The organism is Anaerofustis stercorihominis (assembly GCF_005844425.1).
Lineage (GTDB): Bacteria > Bacillota > Clostridia > Eubacteriales > Anaerofustaceae > Anaerofustis > Anaerofustis butyriciformans.
This window is the reverse complement of the sequence record NZ_SPHL01000005.1, coordinates 44,420-62,194: the sequence shown is the minus strand read 5'-3', so window position 1 is coordinate 62,194 and position 17,775 is coordinate 44,420. Positions and strand designations below refer to the sequence as shown.

Below are 17,775 nucleotides of genomic sequence, written 5' to 3'. Positions count from 1 at the left end.
AAAGGACGGATATTAATATGCCTAAAATGAAATCTCATAGAGGCGCTTCTAAAAGATTTAAAAGAAATAAATCTGGCGTTATCAAAAGAAAAAAAGCATTTAGAAATCACATTTTAAACAAAAAAACAACTAAGAGAAAAAGAAAATTAAGAAAGGGTGGCTACGTTTCTGCAGCTGACCAAAAAACAATCAGCTACATTATTGTTAAGTAGTTAAAAGGTAATAATATATGGCTAGAGTAAAAAGAAGTTTAAATAGTAAAAAGAAACATAAAAAAGTACTAAAACTTGCAAAAGGTTATTATGGTGCTAAATCTAAATTATACAGACCTGCAAACGAAGCTGTAATGAGAGCTTTAAGAAGTTCTTATGCAGGTAGAAAACAAAGAAAAAGAGATTTTAGAAAACTTTGGATTACAAGAATCAATGCAGCTACAAGAATGAATGATATGTCTTATTCAAGATTTATTAATGGTCTTAAAAAAGCTAATGTTGAAATCGACAGAAAAATGTTAGCTGACCTTGCTATGAATGATGAAGCTGCTTTTGCTAAATTAGTTGAAGTTGCTAAAAATGCATTATAAAATATAAGAACATAACTTTTGTTATGTTCTTTTTTTATATAAAAATAAAAAGCCGTAAATTTAATTACAGCTTTTTATTCATTAGGTATTATTTTATTTTTTGCACTCCGACTCCAATAAGTCCAGGTCCCGTGTGGACTGCAAGAGCAGGAGATATAGCCCCTACAAAAACGCTTTTTACGTTTGGAAAATCATTTTTTATATTATCTTCAATTTCTTTGGCTTCTTCTTTTGACCATACATTTACAACGGCAATATTATATTCTTTAAATTGTTTAGCATATTCTTTAGCTTCGTTAAGAGCCTTTTTAATGGATTTTTTTCTTCCTCTTGCTTTTGATACTACATAATATATTCCGTCGCTGTTACAAGATATAACAGGCTTTAAATCAAGTGCTGTTCCTACAACTGAAGCAACAAGACCTATTCTTCCGCCTTTTCTTAGGTATTCTAATGTTTTAACACAAAAATAAACTTTTGTGTTATTTATTGCATCATCTAATTTTTCTTTTATTTCATCAAAAGAATATCCTTGCTCAATAAGTTCACCTGCTCTTATTGCAGTGAATCCTGCTCCTATATCTATATTTTTTGTATCTACAAGCATTATGTCTAATTTATCTTCAAAGGATTCACTTGCTATTCTCATTGCATTATGAGTTCCGCTAAGACCGCTTGAGATAGTTATAACTATGACTTTTTTGTATCCATCTGTTATTACTTTTTCAAATGTTTCCATCATATCATCTATTGAAGGAAGTGAAGTTGTTGGAATTTCTTCCTTTAATTTTTCACATATTGTATTTATATTGATATCAATTCCATCTCTATAGCTTTGATTTTCATAGTTAACTATAAGAGGTACAACATACATATTATATTTTTCGATATATTTTGGAGGAACGTCTGTACCTGAATCGGTAATAATAGCGATTTTTTCTTTATTGTTCATGGTTATTTCCTTTTAATTTAAAAAATTATTTTATCTGTTATTTAATATTATATTATATAATATATGATACTTTGTCAAGAGCTTTCATGTACTATTGACAACATAAAATCATGATGATATACTTCTAAAAAGGAGTAAGATATGAATAAATTTGAAGAATCAGTTTATACAAAAGAAATTTTAAAATTTCATTTTCCAAGATATAATGAACTTCCAAATATTGAATTATATATGGATCAAGTAATTAGTTTTACCGAGGATGTTTTGGAAGTGTTTAAAATAAATGATAAAGAAAAACTAATAACTTCATCTATGGTTAACAATTACGTAAAGCAAGGTTTGGTTTCTCCTCCTGTAAAGAAAAAGTATACTAAACATCATATTGCCTATATAATTGTAGTTTGTTCATTAAAACAAATTTTATCAATTTCGGAAATTTGTGATTTAATAAAAATACAAATAGATACATATCCGATAGAGGAAGCTTATGATTATTTTGCCAGAGAAATGGAAAAAGCTTTTAGAATTGCATTTATTGAAGATGATGATGTAGAAGAAAGTTCAAACAATACTCATGAAGCAAAAATTGTAAGACTTGCGACAAAGTCTCTTGCAAATAAAATTTATTTACAAAAATATTTACTATTTAAAGAAGATGAAGAAAAGCATTAAGCTTTTCTTTTTTATTAAAAATAAAAGGGGCATTTTGCCCCTTTGTTTTTTATTTTAATAAAAATACAAGACTTTATATTCATATATTTTTTGATTGTATTATTTTACCTTTATATCGAAAGAAAAAGTATATTCATTGAAATCTTCATTATCATAAAATGGGAATTTTAAAGTAAAGTTTTTATCTTTGTCTATTTTTGGGAATGTTATAATTCCAGATGATTTAGCTTTACTGTTTAAATCATATTCTATTTCAGGATATCCTTCAACGTAAAAATCGTCTTGTGTTGATATTTGTTCTCCGCCTTGTATTAATTTTGCGTCATAAGAATAAAAAGAAATAGAGGAACTACCATTGTTTTTTAAAGTAGCATATACCCTTGTTTCATCATCTGCTAATTCTATTTTTTCAATAGTAAAAGAAGCATTACCTTTTTTACTTGTTTTATCTAACTCTATTGTTTTATTTGCAGGGGATACAACTTCTTCATACGATACAATTTCTACCTTATCAGCATCCATTTCTGGAAGCTCTACTGTTCCGCCTAAAAGGTTTGTTCCTGTAAAAGTACCATTAATTGTTCCTGTTGCTTTTATAAAATCATTTTCTTTTATTGAAAAATTTTCATCTTCAGAAGCATAGTAGTATATTAATGTATTTTTATCTAAATTTTTAACATCATACCATGCTTGAATACCATATACATTTCCATCTTGTTCAACAGAAAGAACTTGTCCTGTAAATGTAAAAGTTCTGCCTGTAAATGAAGAAGGGTCTGTATATAGTTCAGTAATTTCTTCATTTGTTATTGGAGTTGAGTCTGTATTACCACCTCCGCCACACATAGCGAGAAGTAAAAGAACCACAACAATTACTCCGACAATTATTGCTATCTTTTTTCCTTTGCTTTTTTTTTTCGGCGGTATACCTAACTTAGCCTGTTCTTGTGCAATTTCTTCTTTTAATCTTTTTTCTTCTTTTTTTGACATTTTCATAATCATTTCCCCTTTATTATATTATTGTATTAGAATATTTTGTGAAATAAAATGTTTTATATTGTTTCCATTTTATAGTAAATATTATATCATAAAAATATATTAATTTTAATAAAAATTATAAGAATAAAAAAAGACGATATTTCCGTCTTTTGAAATTTATTTACTCGAATTATTCATCTTCTAAAATCCTTTAATATAGCATGTCTGCGTATTTTGGTTATTTTGTTTTTTTATTTTAAATTATTAAGTTGGTGCGAGTGATGGAAAGGTAACTTCTTATTAAAAGCCTTTAAATAAAAGGATTTGTGGGTATTAAAATAAAAAATATTATAAAAATACCGCACTTTTGACCGCACTTTATTTTATTAGTGTTTCAAATATATTATCGACACTTTTTGATGCATTTATAAGCTGATTATCTGTTGCATGAATATATATACCCGTATCCATTTTCTCGGCGTGTCCTCCCATTTCTTTTAGAATATTTTCTTCAATATAAGAATAGAGATTTGTAAAAAATGTGTGTCTTAACCAATGAAGTGTTATTCTGTCATTTAGATTATTATATTTCACATAGTTATTAAATCGTCTTGTTATTCTGTCTGGAGTAATAAAATTTCCAGTATCTATATCCGGAAAAACATAACTTGATATGATTTTATGTTTTTTTAAAAGTTCTTTTTGATTTTTTAATATTTTTACTGCTATTTGAGGTAATACTTGTTTTCTTTTAGCATTATTTGTTTTACCTGATGTAATTTCTCTATTTTCATTTATAGACCTTTTTATTTCCATTAGAGTATAATTATCCTTTATTTTGAAATCACTCCATTTAAGACCTATAATTTCGCCTCTTCTTAGACCTGTAATACAGGCAAATCTATATAAATTTATATAATCATCTTCACATACTTTAGTGTATACTGTGGTTTTGTTTGACGAAAATAATATTTTTATTTCTTGTTCTGTAAGACTGTCCCTTTTTTGTAGTTTTTTTGCTTTTTTGGGAATGTATAAATCTATTGGAACAAGTGATGTTACCTTGCATTTTCTTCCATATTTACAAAGTTCGTTAAACCATGATTTTATTTCTTTTATAGTTCCTTGTGATTTTCCTTTTTTACATGCTTTATTTAAAATGGATTGAATATCTTGTTGTGTAAGCTCTCTCATCTTTTTGTTTCCTATTGGTTTTACCCAACAATTATAAATACTTTTATATCTTGCGTATCTGCTGGAGCCGATTTCTTTCATCTGCCATTTTTCTTCAATCATTTTTTCTTGTAAATCACAAATTCTAATATCTGTTATTAAATCTTGTTCTAACCACTCGTCAGCCTTTTTGTTTGCTTCTCTTTGTCCGTTTCTTCCTTTCTTTGAACTGTAAAAACTTTTTCTTACTCCATCTTTTTGAACGTCAATTCTCCATCTTGTTCCGTTCCATTTTGCAGTATTTATTCTTTTTTGCATAAAAATAACACTCCTTTCATGTTCGAAGTTTGTTCTATTGATTTTAGAGTGCCATTGACTTATAATATATTTGATTTGTAGGTGTCAATGACACTTATTTTAACTCTTTTACCTTTGCCGAGGTAGAGGAGTTTTTATTGCTTTAAGGTACTTTGGCTTTATGTAATAGAGTTTATTGCATTTATGTATTTTTTCTTATCTAATCCATAAGCTGATTTAGCTGAAAATAATGATCCTCTATTATTTTCTATAAAGTCATTTATTTCCTCAATATATTTTTTTCTGTCTTCTTTTCTTAATAAAACACCAATAATAATAATTGCACTAGATATATCTCTTTTAAAATTTAAACTTCCATGGTTTTTAGGTACTGCTTTTAGATGTGTTTTATATAGTCTATTATGATGGGCACAAGAATTTCTTATAGATGAAATTGTGAAAAACCATGATTTTAACGTATCATCGTTAATATTGTAATAATGTTTTGATATTAATTGTGCATATTTACTTTTTAAATTATTATAAAATCTAGATATATCACCTAAACTAATTATTTCTGTTGCAACCCATAAAGGAAGAATGCCATTATACTTTTCATTATAATGTTTAATAAATAATTTATCTTTTGATTTCTCTTTATTAATATTTAAATTTTCTTTGAATTGTTCAAAATGTTCTTTGTTGAAATATAAATCATCACTATAGTATAAATAAGTTTCTGTTTGAATGGCATTTGATAGCTCATAAGCTATATGGGTTTTAAATTCTATTTCAATAATAGAAATATATTTGAATAATATTATTCTTAAATTTTTATCTGCTTTATAAATTTTTTTTATTTCATTAAAAGTTATATTTTGCTCGAATGTATCATCACTATTTCTAAAGAGATAAGTATATCCGGTAAATCTATAATAATTAATATTTAATAAAAAATTTTTAGCGGATTCTTCATCTTCAATAATCATATTTCTATTTTTTAAAATATCAATTTGTTCTTCTACGGTTGTTGCCTTTTTTATTTTCATTATTTCTCCTAAAAAAAATGAGCCTACCTCAGTAAGCTCATCCACACTGTCCAACTGGTTCGCATATTGAAAAACAACATAGGCACGTTGGTTCTTTCATTATTATTATATGTAATAAGCTTAAAGAATTCAATAATTTTTAAAGATCTTTAGAAAAAATTCACTTACTGGAACTATTTTTATACTTAATTAAATATTTTTTTAATATTTACTATTTTTCTATATTTATTTAAAACTTTTTATTTGTTTTTTTAATATTCTCTCAAGCCTTTTATGTTCATCCATTCCAAGAGATATTGCATTATTACATGCTTTTACTGCTTCTTCATATCGCCCTTGTTTTTCATATAACATGGCAAGTCTTCTTAGGGCAGGTATATCGTTTGGAGAACTAAGTTTATATTTTATGTCTATTTTTCTCATTTCCATGTAATACTCAATATCTTTTATACAGTCTTTTTCAATTATATCGGCTAATTTAGAATTATATTGTTTTGATTGAAATAATTTTGACCAGTTTTCTTCAATTTTATGATGTAAACTAAAATATCTATCTGCAACGTGTTTTACTTCTCTGTCATAACTGTTCCACATTGCTGCTTCTTGTTTCCATGATGTATCTTCTGCCGTATTTATGTTTTGTACGATAGAAGATTTTTTATTTTGTTTGTTTGGAGATGATTTTATTATATCGTTTAATCCTACTGTTGTTTTGTTATAAACTTTATTGTAGACAGCTTTTTTAGGGTTTGTTATCATTCCCACACCTTTTTTACCGTATATGGGATTAATAGTTCTTTTCATTTGTCTTTTTAATTTGCCTGTTGTTCTTGCTTTAAAAGATTTTTTTAAGCTTGGTGTTCTTAATCCTATTTTCATAACAATTTCCTCCTTTTATAAATTTAAATTATAAACGTTGCTATATTTCATTCCATCTTTTACTTAATACGAATTGATTGTCTGTATTGCTCCGCCTGTGCAATTTCCGTAAATTCAACGGTTTTATCATAATTTTCTTTTACTACTTTTTCTATTTCTTCAAGTTTTGTTTTATAAAATTCTTTTCTGTTGTTTAATTTGTTTATTCTGTCATTAAAGAAATGTTCATGTAGTTTGCTTTCAAGTTTTGGTGCATCTTCTGAGAATATTAGAGCATGAACATCAAAGGAAAATGGAACGGATGCGTCCCCAAGTTCTTTTATTCTATCCATTGGTTCGAGTCTTCTTGTCATTCCTATTTTGTATACATCTTCTCCAAAAGCACCTATATTTGAAATTATATAAACATATCCTGCTTTGGCGTTCTTTTCTCTGTAATCTATTACTTTTTCTTCACTGTCAATATTCTTTAGCTGTTGTTCAAGTTCTTTTATTTTATCTAAAAGTCCTGTTCGTTCATCTTCGTCTAATGTTAGCTCAAGTTGTTTTTGTGCCTCTTTTATGGCATTGTTAAAATGTTTCTTTTCTTTCAATATTTTATTTCTTGCTTCTCTTATTTCTTTTTCAAGTTTTTGTTGTTCTCTTAAAGCTTCTCTTCTTTCTCTTTCTTCTTCTTTCTCTTGTTGTTTTTTTACTTGATATTCATAAGCAAGAGTTAATTCATCGAATTTTAATTTTAAATATGCAGGTGTAAGTTTGATTTGCACAGAAGCATTCATTTTATTTAGCTGTTCATATGATTTCTCAATTCTTTGTTTGATTTTATCAATATTATTAAACTTAGCTTTTTCAATTAATGTATCACATTCGTTGTTGAAGGTACGAAGTATTTGTTTTATATTGCTGTTTGTCATTTTTCTGCCTTCAGCTTTGCTTCCGTTAACCGTCCAGCCGTCATAATATTCAACTGCCGTTTTGTTTCTTACCATTTCTTTTTGTTTGTTTCTTATCTTATTAAGTTCTTCTTTGTATTCTATTGATAAAGCAAAGTCATATGTAGGTTCATATAAACCGAAATTTTGAAGTAAAATTGTGTCATCCAATGTAAAAACTTCTTTTTCTTTTATTATTATTTCTTGATTTAAAGATGTTAATTTTTTCTCACAAATACTTATTTCTTCTTTTAATGTTAAAAGAGTTTCATTTTCTTTATCAATTTGAATTAAAGATTTTAATTTATCTTCTTTTTCTGTTATTTCTTGTTTTATTTTGGAAAGGGTTATGTTTTCTTTTTCAATTTCATTTGTTAAATATTCAAGATTATTGTATTCTGGAAGAAGGGCATTTTTTAATTGTTTTATTTCGCATGCTTGACATACCCCATATTCATTTAAAACAACATTTCTGCTGCCACATAAATTACATTTATTGAATATTGAAGTTTTTTCCTTTTTTTGTTTTTGTAATGCTTTATATTCTTCTTTTGATTTTTTAATCTCTTCTTTTAATTGTTTTTCTCTTTGCTTTGTTAATTTGAAGTTATCGAACATGGCATTGTATCCTTTCTTGATATTTGCTTCTTGTTCTACAAATTTCCATGAAATTGAACAACTCGTCCTTTGATTTCAACGGGTAAACTTTCGATTTCTTCATTGCTGTAAAATATAGGTTCATAAGCAGGGTTAAATGGTATAAGAGTAATACCGCTTTCGCTTTTTTTGATTTTCTTTATAGTGTATTCATCGCCGTTTACACATACAATGGCAATTTGTCCGCTTTCAACATCTGCCTGCTCTTTTACCACTACAATATCTCTCTCTTGTAATCTTGGCTGCATACTGTCTCCCTTTACTTCAAGAGCGAAGAAGTTACCTGTTTTGGCAAGATTTTCGTTTATTTGTATCTTTCCTATAACATCTTCCACCGCTTCAACGGGAACTCCTGCAATTACTTTACCAAGAATTGGTATATAAGGGTGGGGGCTTTGTGTAATAGTTGTTCTTTCTTCTCCTGTCATTAAATATTCTATGCTTACTCCAAAGTAATCTGCTATTCTTTGTAACTTATCCTGTTTAGGATTACTTTTACCCTTTTTCCACTCAGAAAATACAGACGGAGCAATTTTTGTATTTCTTGCAACTTCAGCATCTTTTACTCCTTTTTTATCTCTGAGCTGACAATAAATTTTATACATTGTATTTCTCCTAAAATATAAAATTAGAAAATTCTAATAAAATATATTGACAATTAGGAAAATCTAATATATAATCTTACTGTAAGTTAGAAAATCCTAATAATCACATTTAATCTTTTATATATTATATAGAATTTTCTAACTAATTGCAATATAAATTTGATTAAAAATATAGAAAGGAGGTATTAATTGATGGACATGTATGAAAAATTTGAAAAATTATTAGAAAAACAAAATATTTCGGCTTATAGAGTAGCAAAAGAAACAGGACTGTATCCAACATTATTTTCAGAATGGAAACATGGTAAAAGTAAACCTAAAATTGACAAAATAAAAAAAGTCGCAGATTATTTCGGCGTGGATATTAATTATTTTTTAGAGGAGTAGAAAAAGATGGATTGGTTTTTTGTGGCTATAACATTGTTTTGTATTATAGCAATAATAATAAACGCAACCGTATTACAAAAATATGAGGGTGCATTAAATCCTATTTTATGCGCAGTTATTGTATTTATTATGTGGGGAATATGGGCATTATTTTATATCTATCAATTTAGATAGTTCAGTTGATAATTCTTCTAATAATGGTTTAGCTTCTTCATATTTATCATTGAGAATAAGTTGGTTTAATTTAACTATTTGTGATTGTAGATTTTTGTCTGGAATGTACATAAGAACACGGTCTTTATACAGCTTAAATTCATCATGATAATATTTATTAATTCTTAATGCTGCATTTTTAATGTATTTATCAATTACTTCTATTCGTTTAGGTTGAAATAATTCAATTTTTTTGATTTTTAATTGATATCTTGAATTAATTAATGGACCAGATATTGTTGATGTAACAGAAATAATTAAAGCTATACCTGAAATAATTTCGCTTATGTTTAATGTCATAGTAGTTTCACCACCTTTCTAAAGTATTTACATTTTAGAACATACGTTCTATATATATTATAAAAAACTCATTAAACAAAGTCAATTAAAAAAAGATTAAAAAGGAGAAAAGTAATGTCAATAGGAAAGAAAATAAGAGAACTTCGAGAAAAAAACGGTATTTCAACCTTAACTTTGGCAAAGGAAATAGGTGTAAGTCAAAGGGCGATAGAGTACTGGGAGAGGGAAAAGAGGGTGCCTAGAATAGAAAGCATTAAAGCTATTGCCGACTATTTCAATATAAGTTTAGATTCATTTTTCTAAACTTAACGATTAAATTCCTTAAAGGCTAAAGCCCCGATCACAAAAGAACTGCGTCCTACTGCTTTTGTATCCTCCAAATTTACATATATATATTTGCGGTCGGGATTTTAGTCTTTAAGAGAAAGGAGAAGAAAATGTCAATGAGAAAAACCAAGTTCCCTGAGCTTAAGTACTGGCTTAGACGATGTGATATTACAATGTCTGGTGATTTGCCGGAAATGATTGGCAAGACTAAAAGCTATGTTATAAAGCGAATGAGGGGAGAGTATGAGTGGTCAAGAGATGATATGTTTAAACTTCTTGATGTTATAGGAATGTCATACTCGGCAATGCCTTATATATTTTCACAAGAAGAAAAACAAGGAGATTACACTGACGGTTTACATGAGTATCTTATTAAATTAAAAAAATAAATATTGTGGGATAGCATAAGGACCATGAACCATAGTGTACTTAAAATTTAGGAGGAAAAATGGAAGATATAATTTGCATTAAAAAGGATTTTAAAAGTAGAGATATGGCAATGGAAATTTCAAAGGAGATAAGCTTTTTTGATATGGTTTTTTCATTAAAACTTATTATTGATAATCTTAAAGGAATGCTTAATATTTCCGATGAAGAGGTAAAAAAGATTGTTAACGGAATAGTTGATGTATCTATACAAATGGAAGAAAAAAAGGGGTAAAGATATGAAAAAGATAAATAAAAATCCCGTGCTTGCTGGGAAACAAAGACACGAGATTAAACATATGTTACTATTACAAATTTTATCATTTATAAAACTTAATTTCAAGTACATATTTTTTACTGCCTTATTTTCTATTATTTCAATGTGTATTGCAGAAATTATTGGCAGATATATTGCCTATATTGTATGGGGGTAAAAGATGAAAAAAGATGTTTATGATGAATATTTGGTACTTGTAAACGGGCTTTACAAAGGACAGGTAAGTTACATATTTGAAGAGATGATAAACGCACTTAAAAATAATAATAAGGTTATGCTTTTCACTCTAGATATGGAAAGGCTTATGGATCATGTACTTGAGTTAAATAATAATATACAGGCTTTGGAGCTTGAAAAGAAACAATTTATTTATAACTTAAAGAAAAAGTATCCATACATAAATTTATAGATTAATAAGTTTTAAGCACGAAGAGGGGACGTGTTTATATAAATAAAAATTTAAGGAGGTTTCTCCTTGTGGACTTATTCCCCTCAAATTAAAAGAATATTATAAGGTGGTATTGCTGTTCAAATAAGGGTTGCAATGCTGTCTTTTAAAAAGGAGTACATCATGAAAAATGGCGTTAACTATTTTCCTCTTGATGTATACCTGGACGATAATTTTAAACTCTTGGAGGCAGAATTTGGCTTAAAAGGCTTTGGTGTAATAATAAAACTTTATCAAAAGATTTATGCTGAAGGTTATTTCTGTCACTGGAACTCGGAGGTTATGCTGTTGTTTTCTCACGATATAGGAGTTGGTTGCGGTGTTGTTTCCGAGATAATCAATAAAGCTCTTAAAAGGGGTATTTTTAACAAAGAATTATACGACAAATATTCTATCTTAACTTCAAAGGGAATACAAAAAAGATATTTTACCATAGTTAAGAGAAGAAAGGTCGTTGAAGTTAAAAAAGAATACCTTCTTATTAATGGTATACAAAATTATCAAAATGCAGGCGAAGAAGAGGAATTTGCATACATAAATGATAAAAATGTATGCAAAGAAGAACAAAGTAAAGTAAAGGAAAGTAAAGTAAATAAAAGTAAAGAAAATATATATAAGCAGCGTAAGTTTGTTAAACCTACTATTGCCGAAGTAGAGGAGTATTGCCAAAAGAGAAAAAATAATATAAACCCTCTACAGTTCTATAACTTTTATGAAAGTAAAAACTGGTATGTAGGTAAGAATAAAATGACAGACTGGAAAGCAAGTATAAAATCATGGGAACAAAACGAAAAAGTCAAGAAAATTAATAGCACAAAAGAAACAATTAAAGCTGATATTGATTATGAATATTACGATGAAAAAGACATTATAAAAATGATGCAGTAATAAAGAAAGGTATAAGTATGATTGATTTTTTAATATACAAAACAAAATATCATCGATTAAAAAACAAACATGATGAGTTAAAGGAAGAGAACAAAGAACTAAAGCAAATTATTAAAGGTTTAAAGGCAGAAGTAAAGAGACTTGAAGAGTTCACCTTTGATGAATACATAGAAAACAACGAAGTTAAAGAGGAGTTAAAGATTATGAAAGGAGATTACTAATGCAAATTAAATGCGAAAACTGTAAGCACAAGAAAAATACAGATAAGATAAATTACATATATTGCTATAAAAACAAGAGTACAAAATATAAAAATGATTACTGTAAGAGTTTTAAAGGTATTTTATTAAATAACGACGAAACAACTGTGAGGATAAGTTTGGAGAAATAAAATGGGACGTTGGAGTGAAATAGAGATAGATTTTTTTAAGAATAATTACGGTATACTTTCCGCAACCGAAATTGGAAGGAGAATTAATAAAAGAGAAAGCACCGTAAGAGCTATGGCATCAAGACTTAAAATATCAAAGCAGAATGAAGAAAATCTTTTAAAAGGCTGTAGTGGTTGTATCTTTTTAGGCAGATTTGGCAACGGAACTAATTATTGTAATTATTTATGCATAATGGGTAAGCGTAGAGGATGTAATATTAAAGGCTGCAAAAAGAAGCTTACTAAAAAAGAAGTAGATGAAGTGTTTTTAAAAAAAGTTAAAGAAGCAAAGGAAAGGGCTGAAGATTAAAAGTTAAAGATAAGTTTGTTTAATATGAATTATGAAAATGAAAGGAGGTAAGGAGGAATGTGAAGAAAGTAATTTTTATTATATTGATGTTTCTAATATCAGTATTTTTAATAGTAGCTACTTTTTACATAAAAGGAATGATTTTACTTTTTTATCTATTTTTAATCGGAGGTATGGGTTGAACACAAAAGACATCGAAAGGGTACTTTACTTATATCCTTTAAGGAAAAAACAAATAGAAACCGACAAATTAAAATTAAAAGAATTAAGGCTTACGGGAGATATTTTTTCCGTAAGTTTTGATGATGTGAAAGTAAATACCTCTAATATAAATAACATCACCGAAAACAAGGTAATAAGTTATCTTGAAAAAAGAGAAAGAATAGAAAAAAGGATAAGGCTTAATGAGATATTTTGTGAAAGGGTGGAAAAAGGTTTAGAGCTGCTTGACGATACTGGAAGAAAGATTATTGAAGGGAAGTATTTTTTTAGGTGTAGGGATTATGAGGTTTATATGGAGCTGGGAATTAGTAAAAGTAATTATTATGTGATGCGTAAGAAAGTATTATCTTTAATTTGTTATATTTTTTTATAAAATAATTTTTTTTATTGCATATACTATTATAATAATTATTAAAAGGAGAATTGTTATGTATTATACCATTGCTGAATGTATAAAAGATTTGATGCTTAGTAAAGATATTGAATATATATGGAAAGGGACACCTTTTATATTTGAGGAATGTGCAAGCAAGCTAAATTTAAAAAGATCACATCCTTTAAATAATATCGATTCAATATTAAATTCATTAGATAAATCTGATATTTTTGAAAAAACGTATATTAAAGGAAATTGTTGTGGTAGAGAAGTATGGTATAGATGTTTCAAAATAAAAGATTATTATTTGAACAAATAATTAAAATATGGTAAAATAATTAATTATTATAATATTAAAAGAAAAGGAAAAAAAATGGATATTAGGGCAATAGATTTATTTTGTGGAGCAGGTGGTCTTACCTGTGGATTAAAGGAATCTGGTATTAATGTTGTTGCAGGAATTGATTTTAATGAATATTGTAAGTTCCCATTTGAATTTAATAATAAGGCTAAATTTATTCATTCTAAAATTGAAGATATAAATGCAGAAGAGTTAATGCCATTTTATAAAAATGCTGATATTAAAGTTTTAGTTGGATGTGCTCCATGTCAACCTTTTTCAAAACATACAACAAAAATTAGAAATAAAAAAAATAAAAAGGATGAGAAATGGTATTTAATTAATCATTTTAAAAGACTTATTAATGAACTAAAGCCAGATATTATTTCAATGGAGAATGTCCCTCTTTTATCACAACAACAAATTTTTAAATCTTTTATTAATAATTTAAAAAAAGAAGGTTTTTTTATTTCGTGGGATAAAGTGTATTGTCCTGATTATGGTATTCCACAAAGTAGAACTAGATTAGTCTTACTAGCATCAAAAATTGGTAAAATTGAATTAATGCCAAAAACGAGAGATAAAGATAATTATATTACGGTAAGAGAAATTATAGGAGATTTAGAGCCTTTAGAAGCCGGCGCAATTTCTAGAAAAGATCCTTTACATAGAGCTAGAAACTTTTCCAAAAAAAATTTAGAAAGAATAAAACAATCTAAACCTGGAGGTACATGGAAAGATTGGGATGAAGATTTAATTTGTGAATGTCATAAAAAAGATAGTGGAAAGAGTTATTCTTCTGTTTATGCTAGAATGGAATGGGATAAACCTTCTCCAACAATTACAACTCAGTTTACGTCATATGGAACAGGACGTTTTGGTCATCCTGAACAAAATAGAGCACTATCATTTAGAGAAGGAGCCTTGTTACAGACATTTCCTAAAAAATATAAATTTTTTAAAGATGAAATTCCATTAGATGAAGTAGGGAAAATGATAGGTAATGCAGTCCCTGTTACGTTAGGTAAAGTTATAGGTGAATCAATAATATCGCATTTGGAGGTATATTATGATAAAAAATAATATTGAAGATAAATACACAATGTCATTAAGCTTAAATGTACTGAATCATTTAGGAATTAATTTGTATAGTAATATACCTTCGGTTATTTCTGAAATTGTAGCAAATGCATGGGATGCTGATGCAAGTGAAGTTCATATTCATATAACAGATAATAATGATATTATTATTCAAGACAATGGGAGTGGAATGGACATAGATGATATAAACAATAAATTTTTAAATGTTGGTTATCAGAGAAGAGAACATAATGAAGCTATAACAGCAAAGTATAGTAGACCTGTTATGGGAAGAAAAGGTATAGGTAAACTTTCTATGTTTTCCATTGCAAATGATATAGATATTTATACATCAAAAAACGGTAGTATTAATGGTTTTAATATGAATTTAGAAAAAATAAAAGATGCGATAAAGTATGATGGTGATAATGTTTGTTATCATCCTGATAGTATTATCTATGAAGGTGATAATTTTATAGGTACAAAAATTATTTTAAAAGATTTAAAAAAACGTATATCATCTATTACTCCCCAATTTTTAATAAAACGTATAGCAAGACGTTTTAGTGTCTTAGGTAATAAATATAAATTTAAAGTTTACGTAAATGATCAAGAAGTACAAATTAAAGATCGTGATTATTTTCATAAGGTAGAATATGTTTGGTATATTGGATGTAAAGAAGATGATAATGAATATAAGCCTTATTTTGAAAATGTAAAAAAAGAAAAGTATTTAAGTGGAGAAGTTGAAAAAAATAAAAATTATTATGTATCTGGATGGATAGGAACTGTAAAAGAAGCAGGTGCATTAAAAGATGGTGATGAAAATTTAAATAAAATTATTTTAATTGTTAGAGGAAAATTAGGTCAAGAAAATATTTTAGATATATATAATGAAGGTGGATTATATTCTAAATATTTAATAGGGGAAATACATGCTGATTTTTTTGAAGATGATAATTGTGAAGATATGGCAACAAGTAGTAGACAAGAATATAATGTGGAAGATGAACGATTTGAATTTTTAAAGAACTTTATAAAAAACGTTTTAAAAGAAATACAAAAAGAAGGGACTTCATTAAGAAATGAAATGGGGGTTGAAGAGGCTATAAGTATTTATCCTTCAATTAAAAAATGGATGGATGAACTTAAAGGGGATGATAAAAAATATGCAAAAAGTATTTTAGGTAATGTTAATCAAATTATAGTTGATGAAGATAAAAAGAAGGAGATATTAAAATATAGCATATTAGCATTTGAAAAATTAAAATATAATAATAACTTAAGTAAAATTGATGATTTGAATTTAGAGAGTTTAGATAATTTAATGGTTATTTTAAATGATATAGATGATATAGAAGCAACATTATATTATCAAATAATAAATGAAAGAATAAATGTTATAAAAAAATTTCAAGAAATTACTGAAGTTGATGTTTTAGAAAATGTTATCCAACAATATTTATTTGAGCATTTATGGTTATTGGATCCAGCATGGGAAAGAGCTAGTTCTACAGAATATATGGAAAAAAGAGTAAAAAATGCTTTATCTATAGAAAATATAAATGGTTTAACTGATGAAGAAATAAAAGGAAGATTAGATATAGGGTATAAAACATCGGCAGGGAAGCATATCATAATTGAATTGAAAAGATATAGTAGAAGAGTTTCAAGGAACGATATATATAGCCAAATTACTAAATATCATGATGCAATAAGAAAGCTTTTATCAAATACAGGACAAGAAAATGTACCTTTTGAAATTGTTGTTGTTTTAGGTAAACTTGTTGAAGATTTAAGTCAAACTGAATTAGAGAAATTTTATAATTCTATAGCATCATATAATACTAGGGTAGTTTATTATGATAATTTAATTGAAAATGCTAATAAAGCGTATAAAGATTATATTGAGGCAAATAAGAAAGTAGCTCCTTTAATTGATATGTTTGATGAAATAAGTAAAGAGTAAAATAAAATTATTTATTTTGTTTATTAAACAATTCTTGGACAATATAAGGACTTCATTATAATAAAAACGTTATATAATAATATAAACAAAAGAAGGCAAAGATAAATTCTTTGTCTTTTTTATTTACGGAGAATATCGGGAAACGACATCACGGTTAAGGTTTTGGGGTTTTGAGTGATGAAAAAGAATGGAGATATAGTATGAAAGTTATTGAATTAAATGATGATGATATATTAATTTTAAAAGCTACAGATGTAATGAGCTATGAAGCCATTAGTGGCTTTAATAATAAATTTAAAGAATGCAATTTAAAAATCATTTTAATTCCTAACCATATTGAAATAATTGGGATTAAGCATACATAATGAGGATAAATAAAAAAAGAATAATTAAATTGAATAAATATATTGACATACTGTACAGTATGTAGTATAATATAAACATAGAAAGGAGGTAGTTATGGATGAAAAAATAAAAGAGCTAATCAAGATAGTGGTGCTACTTGAAAAGCTCTTGGTAAAATTAATATCACTGGTCGGGTGGATATTGATTTTATTAAAACTTATAGGTTAGGGCTTAGCCCTTTCCTATAAGAAATTATATCAAACCATAACGATAAAAGCAAATGAAAAAAGATGTATTAAGATTAATCGGTCATGTAATTGTCTTAGTTGGGTTGTTGGCATTTCTATATTTTGTAATTAAATTGTTATTTAATGGAGGTATTTAATAACATGGATAGAGAAAAAGAATCAAAAAGAAAAACCTTCACCAGTACGGAAGTAAAGAATAGATATAATAAGAAAACTTATGAAAGATATTCCATTACTTTGAGAAAAGATAATATTACAGATAAAGAAATAATTGACAAAATAGAAAAGCTTAAAAGTGAAGGACTTAGTGCAAGTGAAGCAATAAAAAAATTAATAATTAAAGGATAGGCTTAGGTCTGTCCTTTTTTAGTTAAAAGGAGAAAATAAGACTATATGAACCATAAAAATAGAA

Annotated in this window: 26 protein-coding genes; 18 read left to right on the top strand and 8 right to left on the bottom strand. The window is 27.1% G+C overall.

The features are described 5' to 3' along the window. The first annotated feature begins 17 nt into the window (after nucleotides 1-17). Nucleotides 18-212 (top strand): 50S ribosomal protein L35, encoded by a 195-nt coding sequence (gene rpmI, locus FGQ49_RS02685; RefSeq protein ID WP_138268370.1) that lies wholly within the window; start codon nucleotides 18-20, stop codon nucleotides 210-212. Nucleotides 213-229: 17 nt separating this feature from the next. Then, a complete protein-coding gene (gene rplT, locus FGQ49_RS02680; RefSeq protein ID WP_138268369.1) occupies nucleotides 230-583 on the top strand; it encodes a 50S ribosomal protein L20 in 354 nt (117 codons plus the stop codon). An 88-nt stretch (nucleotides 584-671) separates the two neighbouring features. Here the strand turns inward: rplT and FGQ49_RS02675 are convergent, their stop codons facing one another. Further along, entirely contained in the window at nucleotides 672-1,535 is an 864-nt protein-coding gene (locus FGQ49_RS02675; protein ID WP_138268368.1) for a DegV family protein, read from the bottom strand. 141 nt (nucleotides 1,536-1,676) lie between these two features. Here FGQ49_RS02675 and FGQ49_RS02670 point away from each other — a divergent pair, with 141 nt between their 5' ends. Then, nucleotides 1,677-2,207, top strand: a complete 531-nt coding sequence (locus tag FGQ49_RS02670; RefSeq protein WP_138268367.1) for a DUF1836 domain-containing protein — start codon at nucleotides 1,677-1,679, stop codon at nucleotides 2,205-2,207. A gap of 99 nt (nucleotides 2,208-2,306) precedes the next feature. On the opposite strand, the gene FGQ49_RS02665 is transcribed toward FGQ49_RS02670, so the two are convergent. From FGQ49_RS02665 to FGQ49_RS02640, 6 genes are all read right to left on the bottom strand, one after another. Further along, a complete protein-coding gene (locus FGQ49_RS02665) occupies nucleotides 2,307-3,203 on the bottom strand; it encodes a DUF4352 domain-containing protein (protein ID WP_138268366.1) in 897 nt (298 codons plus the stop codon). 360 nt (nucleotides 3,204-3,563) lie between these two features. Next, entirely contained in the window at nucleotides 3,564-4,676 is a 1,113-nt protein-coding gene (locus FGQ49_RS02660; protein ID WP_138268365.1) for a tyrosine-type recombinase/integrase, read from the bottom strand. A 158-nt stretch (nucleotides 4,677-4,834) separates the two neighbouring features. After that, a complete protein-coding gene (locus FGQ49_RS02655; RefSeq protein ID WP_138268364.1) occupies nucleotides 4,835-5,704 on the bottom strand; it encodes an Abi family protein in 870 nt (289 codons plus the stop codon). Between the two features lie 225 nt (nucleotides 5,705-5,929). Continuing rightward, entirely contained in the window at nucleotides 5,930-6,583 is a 654-nt protein-coding gene (locus FGQ49_RS02650) for a tetratricopeptide repeat protein (RefSeq protein WP_138268363.1), read from the bottom strand. Nucleotides 6,584-6,642: 59 nt separating this feature from the next. Beyond that, entirely contained in the window at nucleotides 6,643-8,133 is a 1,491-nt protein-coding gene (locus FGQ49_RS02645; protein WP_138268362.1) for a DUF4041 domain-containing protein, read from the bottom strand. A 35-nt stretch (nucleotides 8,134-8,168) separates the two neighbouring features. Beyond that, entirely contained in the window at nucleotides 8,169-8,777 is a 609-nt protein-coding gene (locus tag FGQ49_RS02640; RefSeq protein WP_138268361.1) for a LexA family protein, read from the bottom strand. Nucleotides 8,778-8,969: 192 nt separating this feature from the next. Here FGQ49_RS02640 and FGQ49_RS02635 point away from each other — a divergent pair, with 192 nt between their 5' ends. Beyond that, a complete protein-coding gene (locus FGQ49_RS02635; protein ID WP_243112209.1) occupies nucleotides 8,970-9,164 on the top strand; it encodes a helix-turn-helix domain-containing protein in 195 nt (64 codons plus the stop codon). Between the two features lie 147 nt (nucleotides 9,165-9,311). On the opposite strand, the gene FGQ49_RS02630 is transcribed toward FGQ49_RS02635, so the two are convergent. Further along, nucleotides 9,312-9,677: a hypothetical protein gene (locus FGQ49_RS02630; RefSeq protein ID WP_138268360.1), complete on the bottom strand. Its 366-nt coding sequence runs from the start codon at nucleotides 9,675-9,677 to the stop codon at nucleotides 9,312-9,314. Nucleotides 9,678-9,791: 114 nt separating this feature from the next. Between FGQ49_RS02630 and FGQ49_RS02625 the strand changes: the two genes are divergently transcribed. The 14 genes from FGQ49_RS02625 to FGQ49_RS02570 all read left to right on the top strand — a co-directional run bounded on the left by FGQ49_RS02625 (nucleotide 9,792) and on the right by FGQ49_RS02570 (nucleotide 17,711). Continuing rightward, nucleotides 9,792-9,980: a helix-turn-helix transcriptional regulator gene (locus tag FGQ49_RS02625; RefSeq protein ID WP_138268359.1), complete on the top strand. Its 189-nt coding sequence runs from the start codon at nucleotides 9,792-9,794 to the stop codon at nucleotides 9,978-9,980. 134 nt (nucleotides 9,981-10,114) lie between these two features. After that, on the top strand, nucleotides 10,115-10,393 hold the full coding sequence (locus tag FGQ49_RS02620; protein WP_138268358.1) for a helix-turn-helix domain-containing protein: 279 nt from the start codon (nucleotides 10,115-10,117) through the stop codon (nucleotides 10,391-10,393). A 59-nt stretch (nucleotides 10,394-10,452) separates the two neighbouring features. Then, on the top strand, nucleotides 10,453-10,665 hold the full coding sequence (locus FGQ49_RS02615) for a hypothetical protein (RefSeq protein WP_138268357.1): 213 nt from the start codon (nucleotides 10,453-10,455) through the stop codon (nucleotides 10,663-10,665). A gap of 202 nt (nucleotides 10,666-10,867) precedes the next feature. Beyond that, on the top strand, nucleotides 10,868-11,116 hold the full coding sequence (locus FGQ49_RS02610) for a hypothetical protein (RefSeq protein ID WP_138268356.1): 249 nt from the start codon (nucleotides 10,868-10,870) through the stop codon (nucleotides 11,114-11,116). Nucleotides 11,117-11,278: 162 nt separating this feature from the next. Further along, on the top strand, nucleotides 11,279-12,043 hold the full coding sequence (locus tag FGQ49_RS02605) for a DUF4373 domain-containing protein (RefSeq protein ID WP_171020565.1): 765 nt from the start codon (nucleotides 11,279-11,281) through the stop codon (nucleotides 12,041-12,043). Nucleotides 12,044-12,060: 17 nt separating this feature from the next. Beyond that, nucleotides 12,061-12,264, top strand: a complete 204-nt coding sequence (locus FGQ49_RS02600) for a hypothetical protein (RefSeq protein ID WP_138268354.1) — start codon at nucleotides 12,061-12,063, stop codon at nucleotides 12,262-12,264. Next, nucleotides 12,264-12,434 (top strand): hypothetical protein, encoded by a 171-nt coding sequence (locus FGQ49_RS10500; protein ID WP_195323102.1) that lies wholly within the window; start codon nucleotides 12,264-12,266, stop codon nucleotides 12,432-12,434. The genes FGQ49_RS02600 and FGQ49_RS10500 overlap by 1 nt, the downstream gene beginning before the upstream one ends. Before the next feature lies 1 nt (nucleotide 12,435). Further along, on the top strand, nucleotides 12,436-12,783 hold the full coding sequence (locus tag FGQ49_RS02595; RefSeq protein ID WP_138268353.1) for a hypothetical protein: 348 nt from the start codon (nucleotides 12,436-12,438) through the stop codon (nucleotides 12,781-12,783). Between the two features lie 178 nt (nucleotides 12,784-12,961). Further along, nucleotides 12,962-13,378, top strand: coding sequence for a hypothetical protein (locus FGQ49_RS02590; RefSeq protein ID WP_138268352.1), 417 nt, complete (start codon nucleotides 12,962-12,964; stop codon nucleotides 13,376-13,378). A gap of 55 nt (nucleotides 13,379-13,433) precedes the next feature. Then, a complete protein-coding gene (locus FGQ49_RS02585; protein ID WP_138268351.1) occupies nucleotides 13,434-13,700 on the top strand; it encodes a hypothetical protein in 267 nt (88 codons plus the stop codon). A 54-nt stretch (nucleotides 13,701-13,754) separates the two neighbouring features. Then, nucleotides 13,755-14,804: a DNA cytosine methyltransferase gene (locus tag FGQ49_RS02580; RefSeq protein ID WP_138268350.1), complete on the top strand. Its 1,050-nt coding sequence runs from the start codon at nucleotides 13,755-13,757 to the stop codon at nucleotides 14,802-14,804. Beyond that, on the top strand, nucleotides 14,791-16,770 hold the full coding sequence (locus FGQ49_RS02575) for a BbrUII/HgiDII family restriction enzyme (RefSeq protein WP_138268349.1): 1,980 nt from the start codon (nucleotides 14,791-14,793) through the stop codon (nucleotides 16,768-16,770). The genes FGQ49_RS02580 and FGQ49_RS02575 overlap by 14 nt, the downstream gene beginning before the upstream one ends. Nucleotides 16,771-16,970: 200 nt before the next feature. After that, nucleotides 16,971-17,135, top strand: coding sequence for a hypothetical protein (locus FGQ49_RS10285; RefSeq protein WP_171020564.1), 165 nt, complete (start codon nucleotides 16,971-16,973; stop codon nucleotides 17,133-17,135). Between the two features lie 369 nt (nucleotides 17,136-17,504). After that, complete coding sequence (locus tag FGQ49_RS02570) at nucleotides 17,505-17,711, top strand: hypothetical protein (protein ID WP_138268348.1); 207 nt, start codon at nucleotides 17,505-17,507, stop codon at nucleotides 17,709-17,711. The last annotated feature ends 64 nt before the right edge of the window (nucleotides 17,712-17,775 follow it).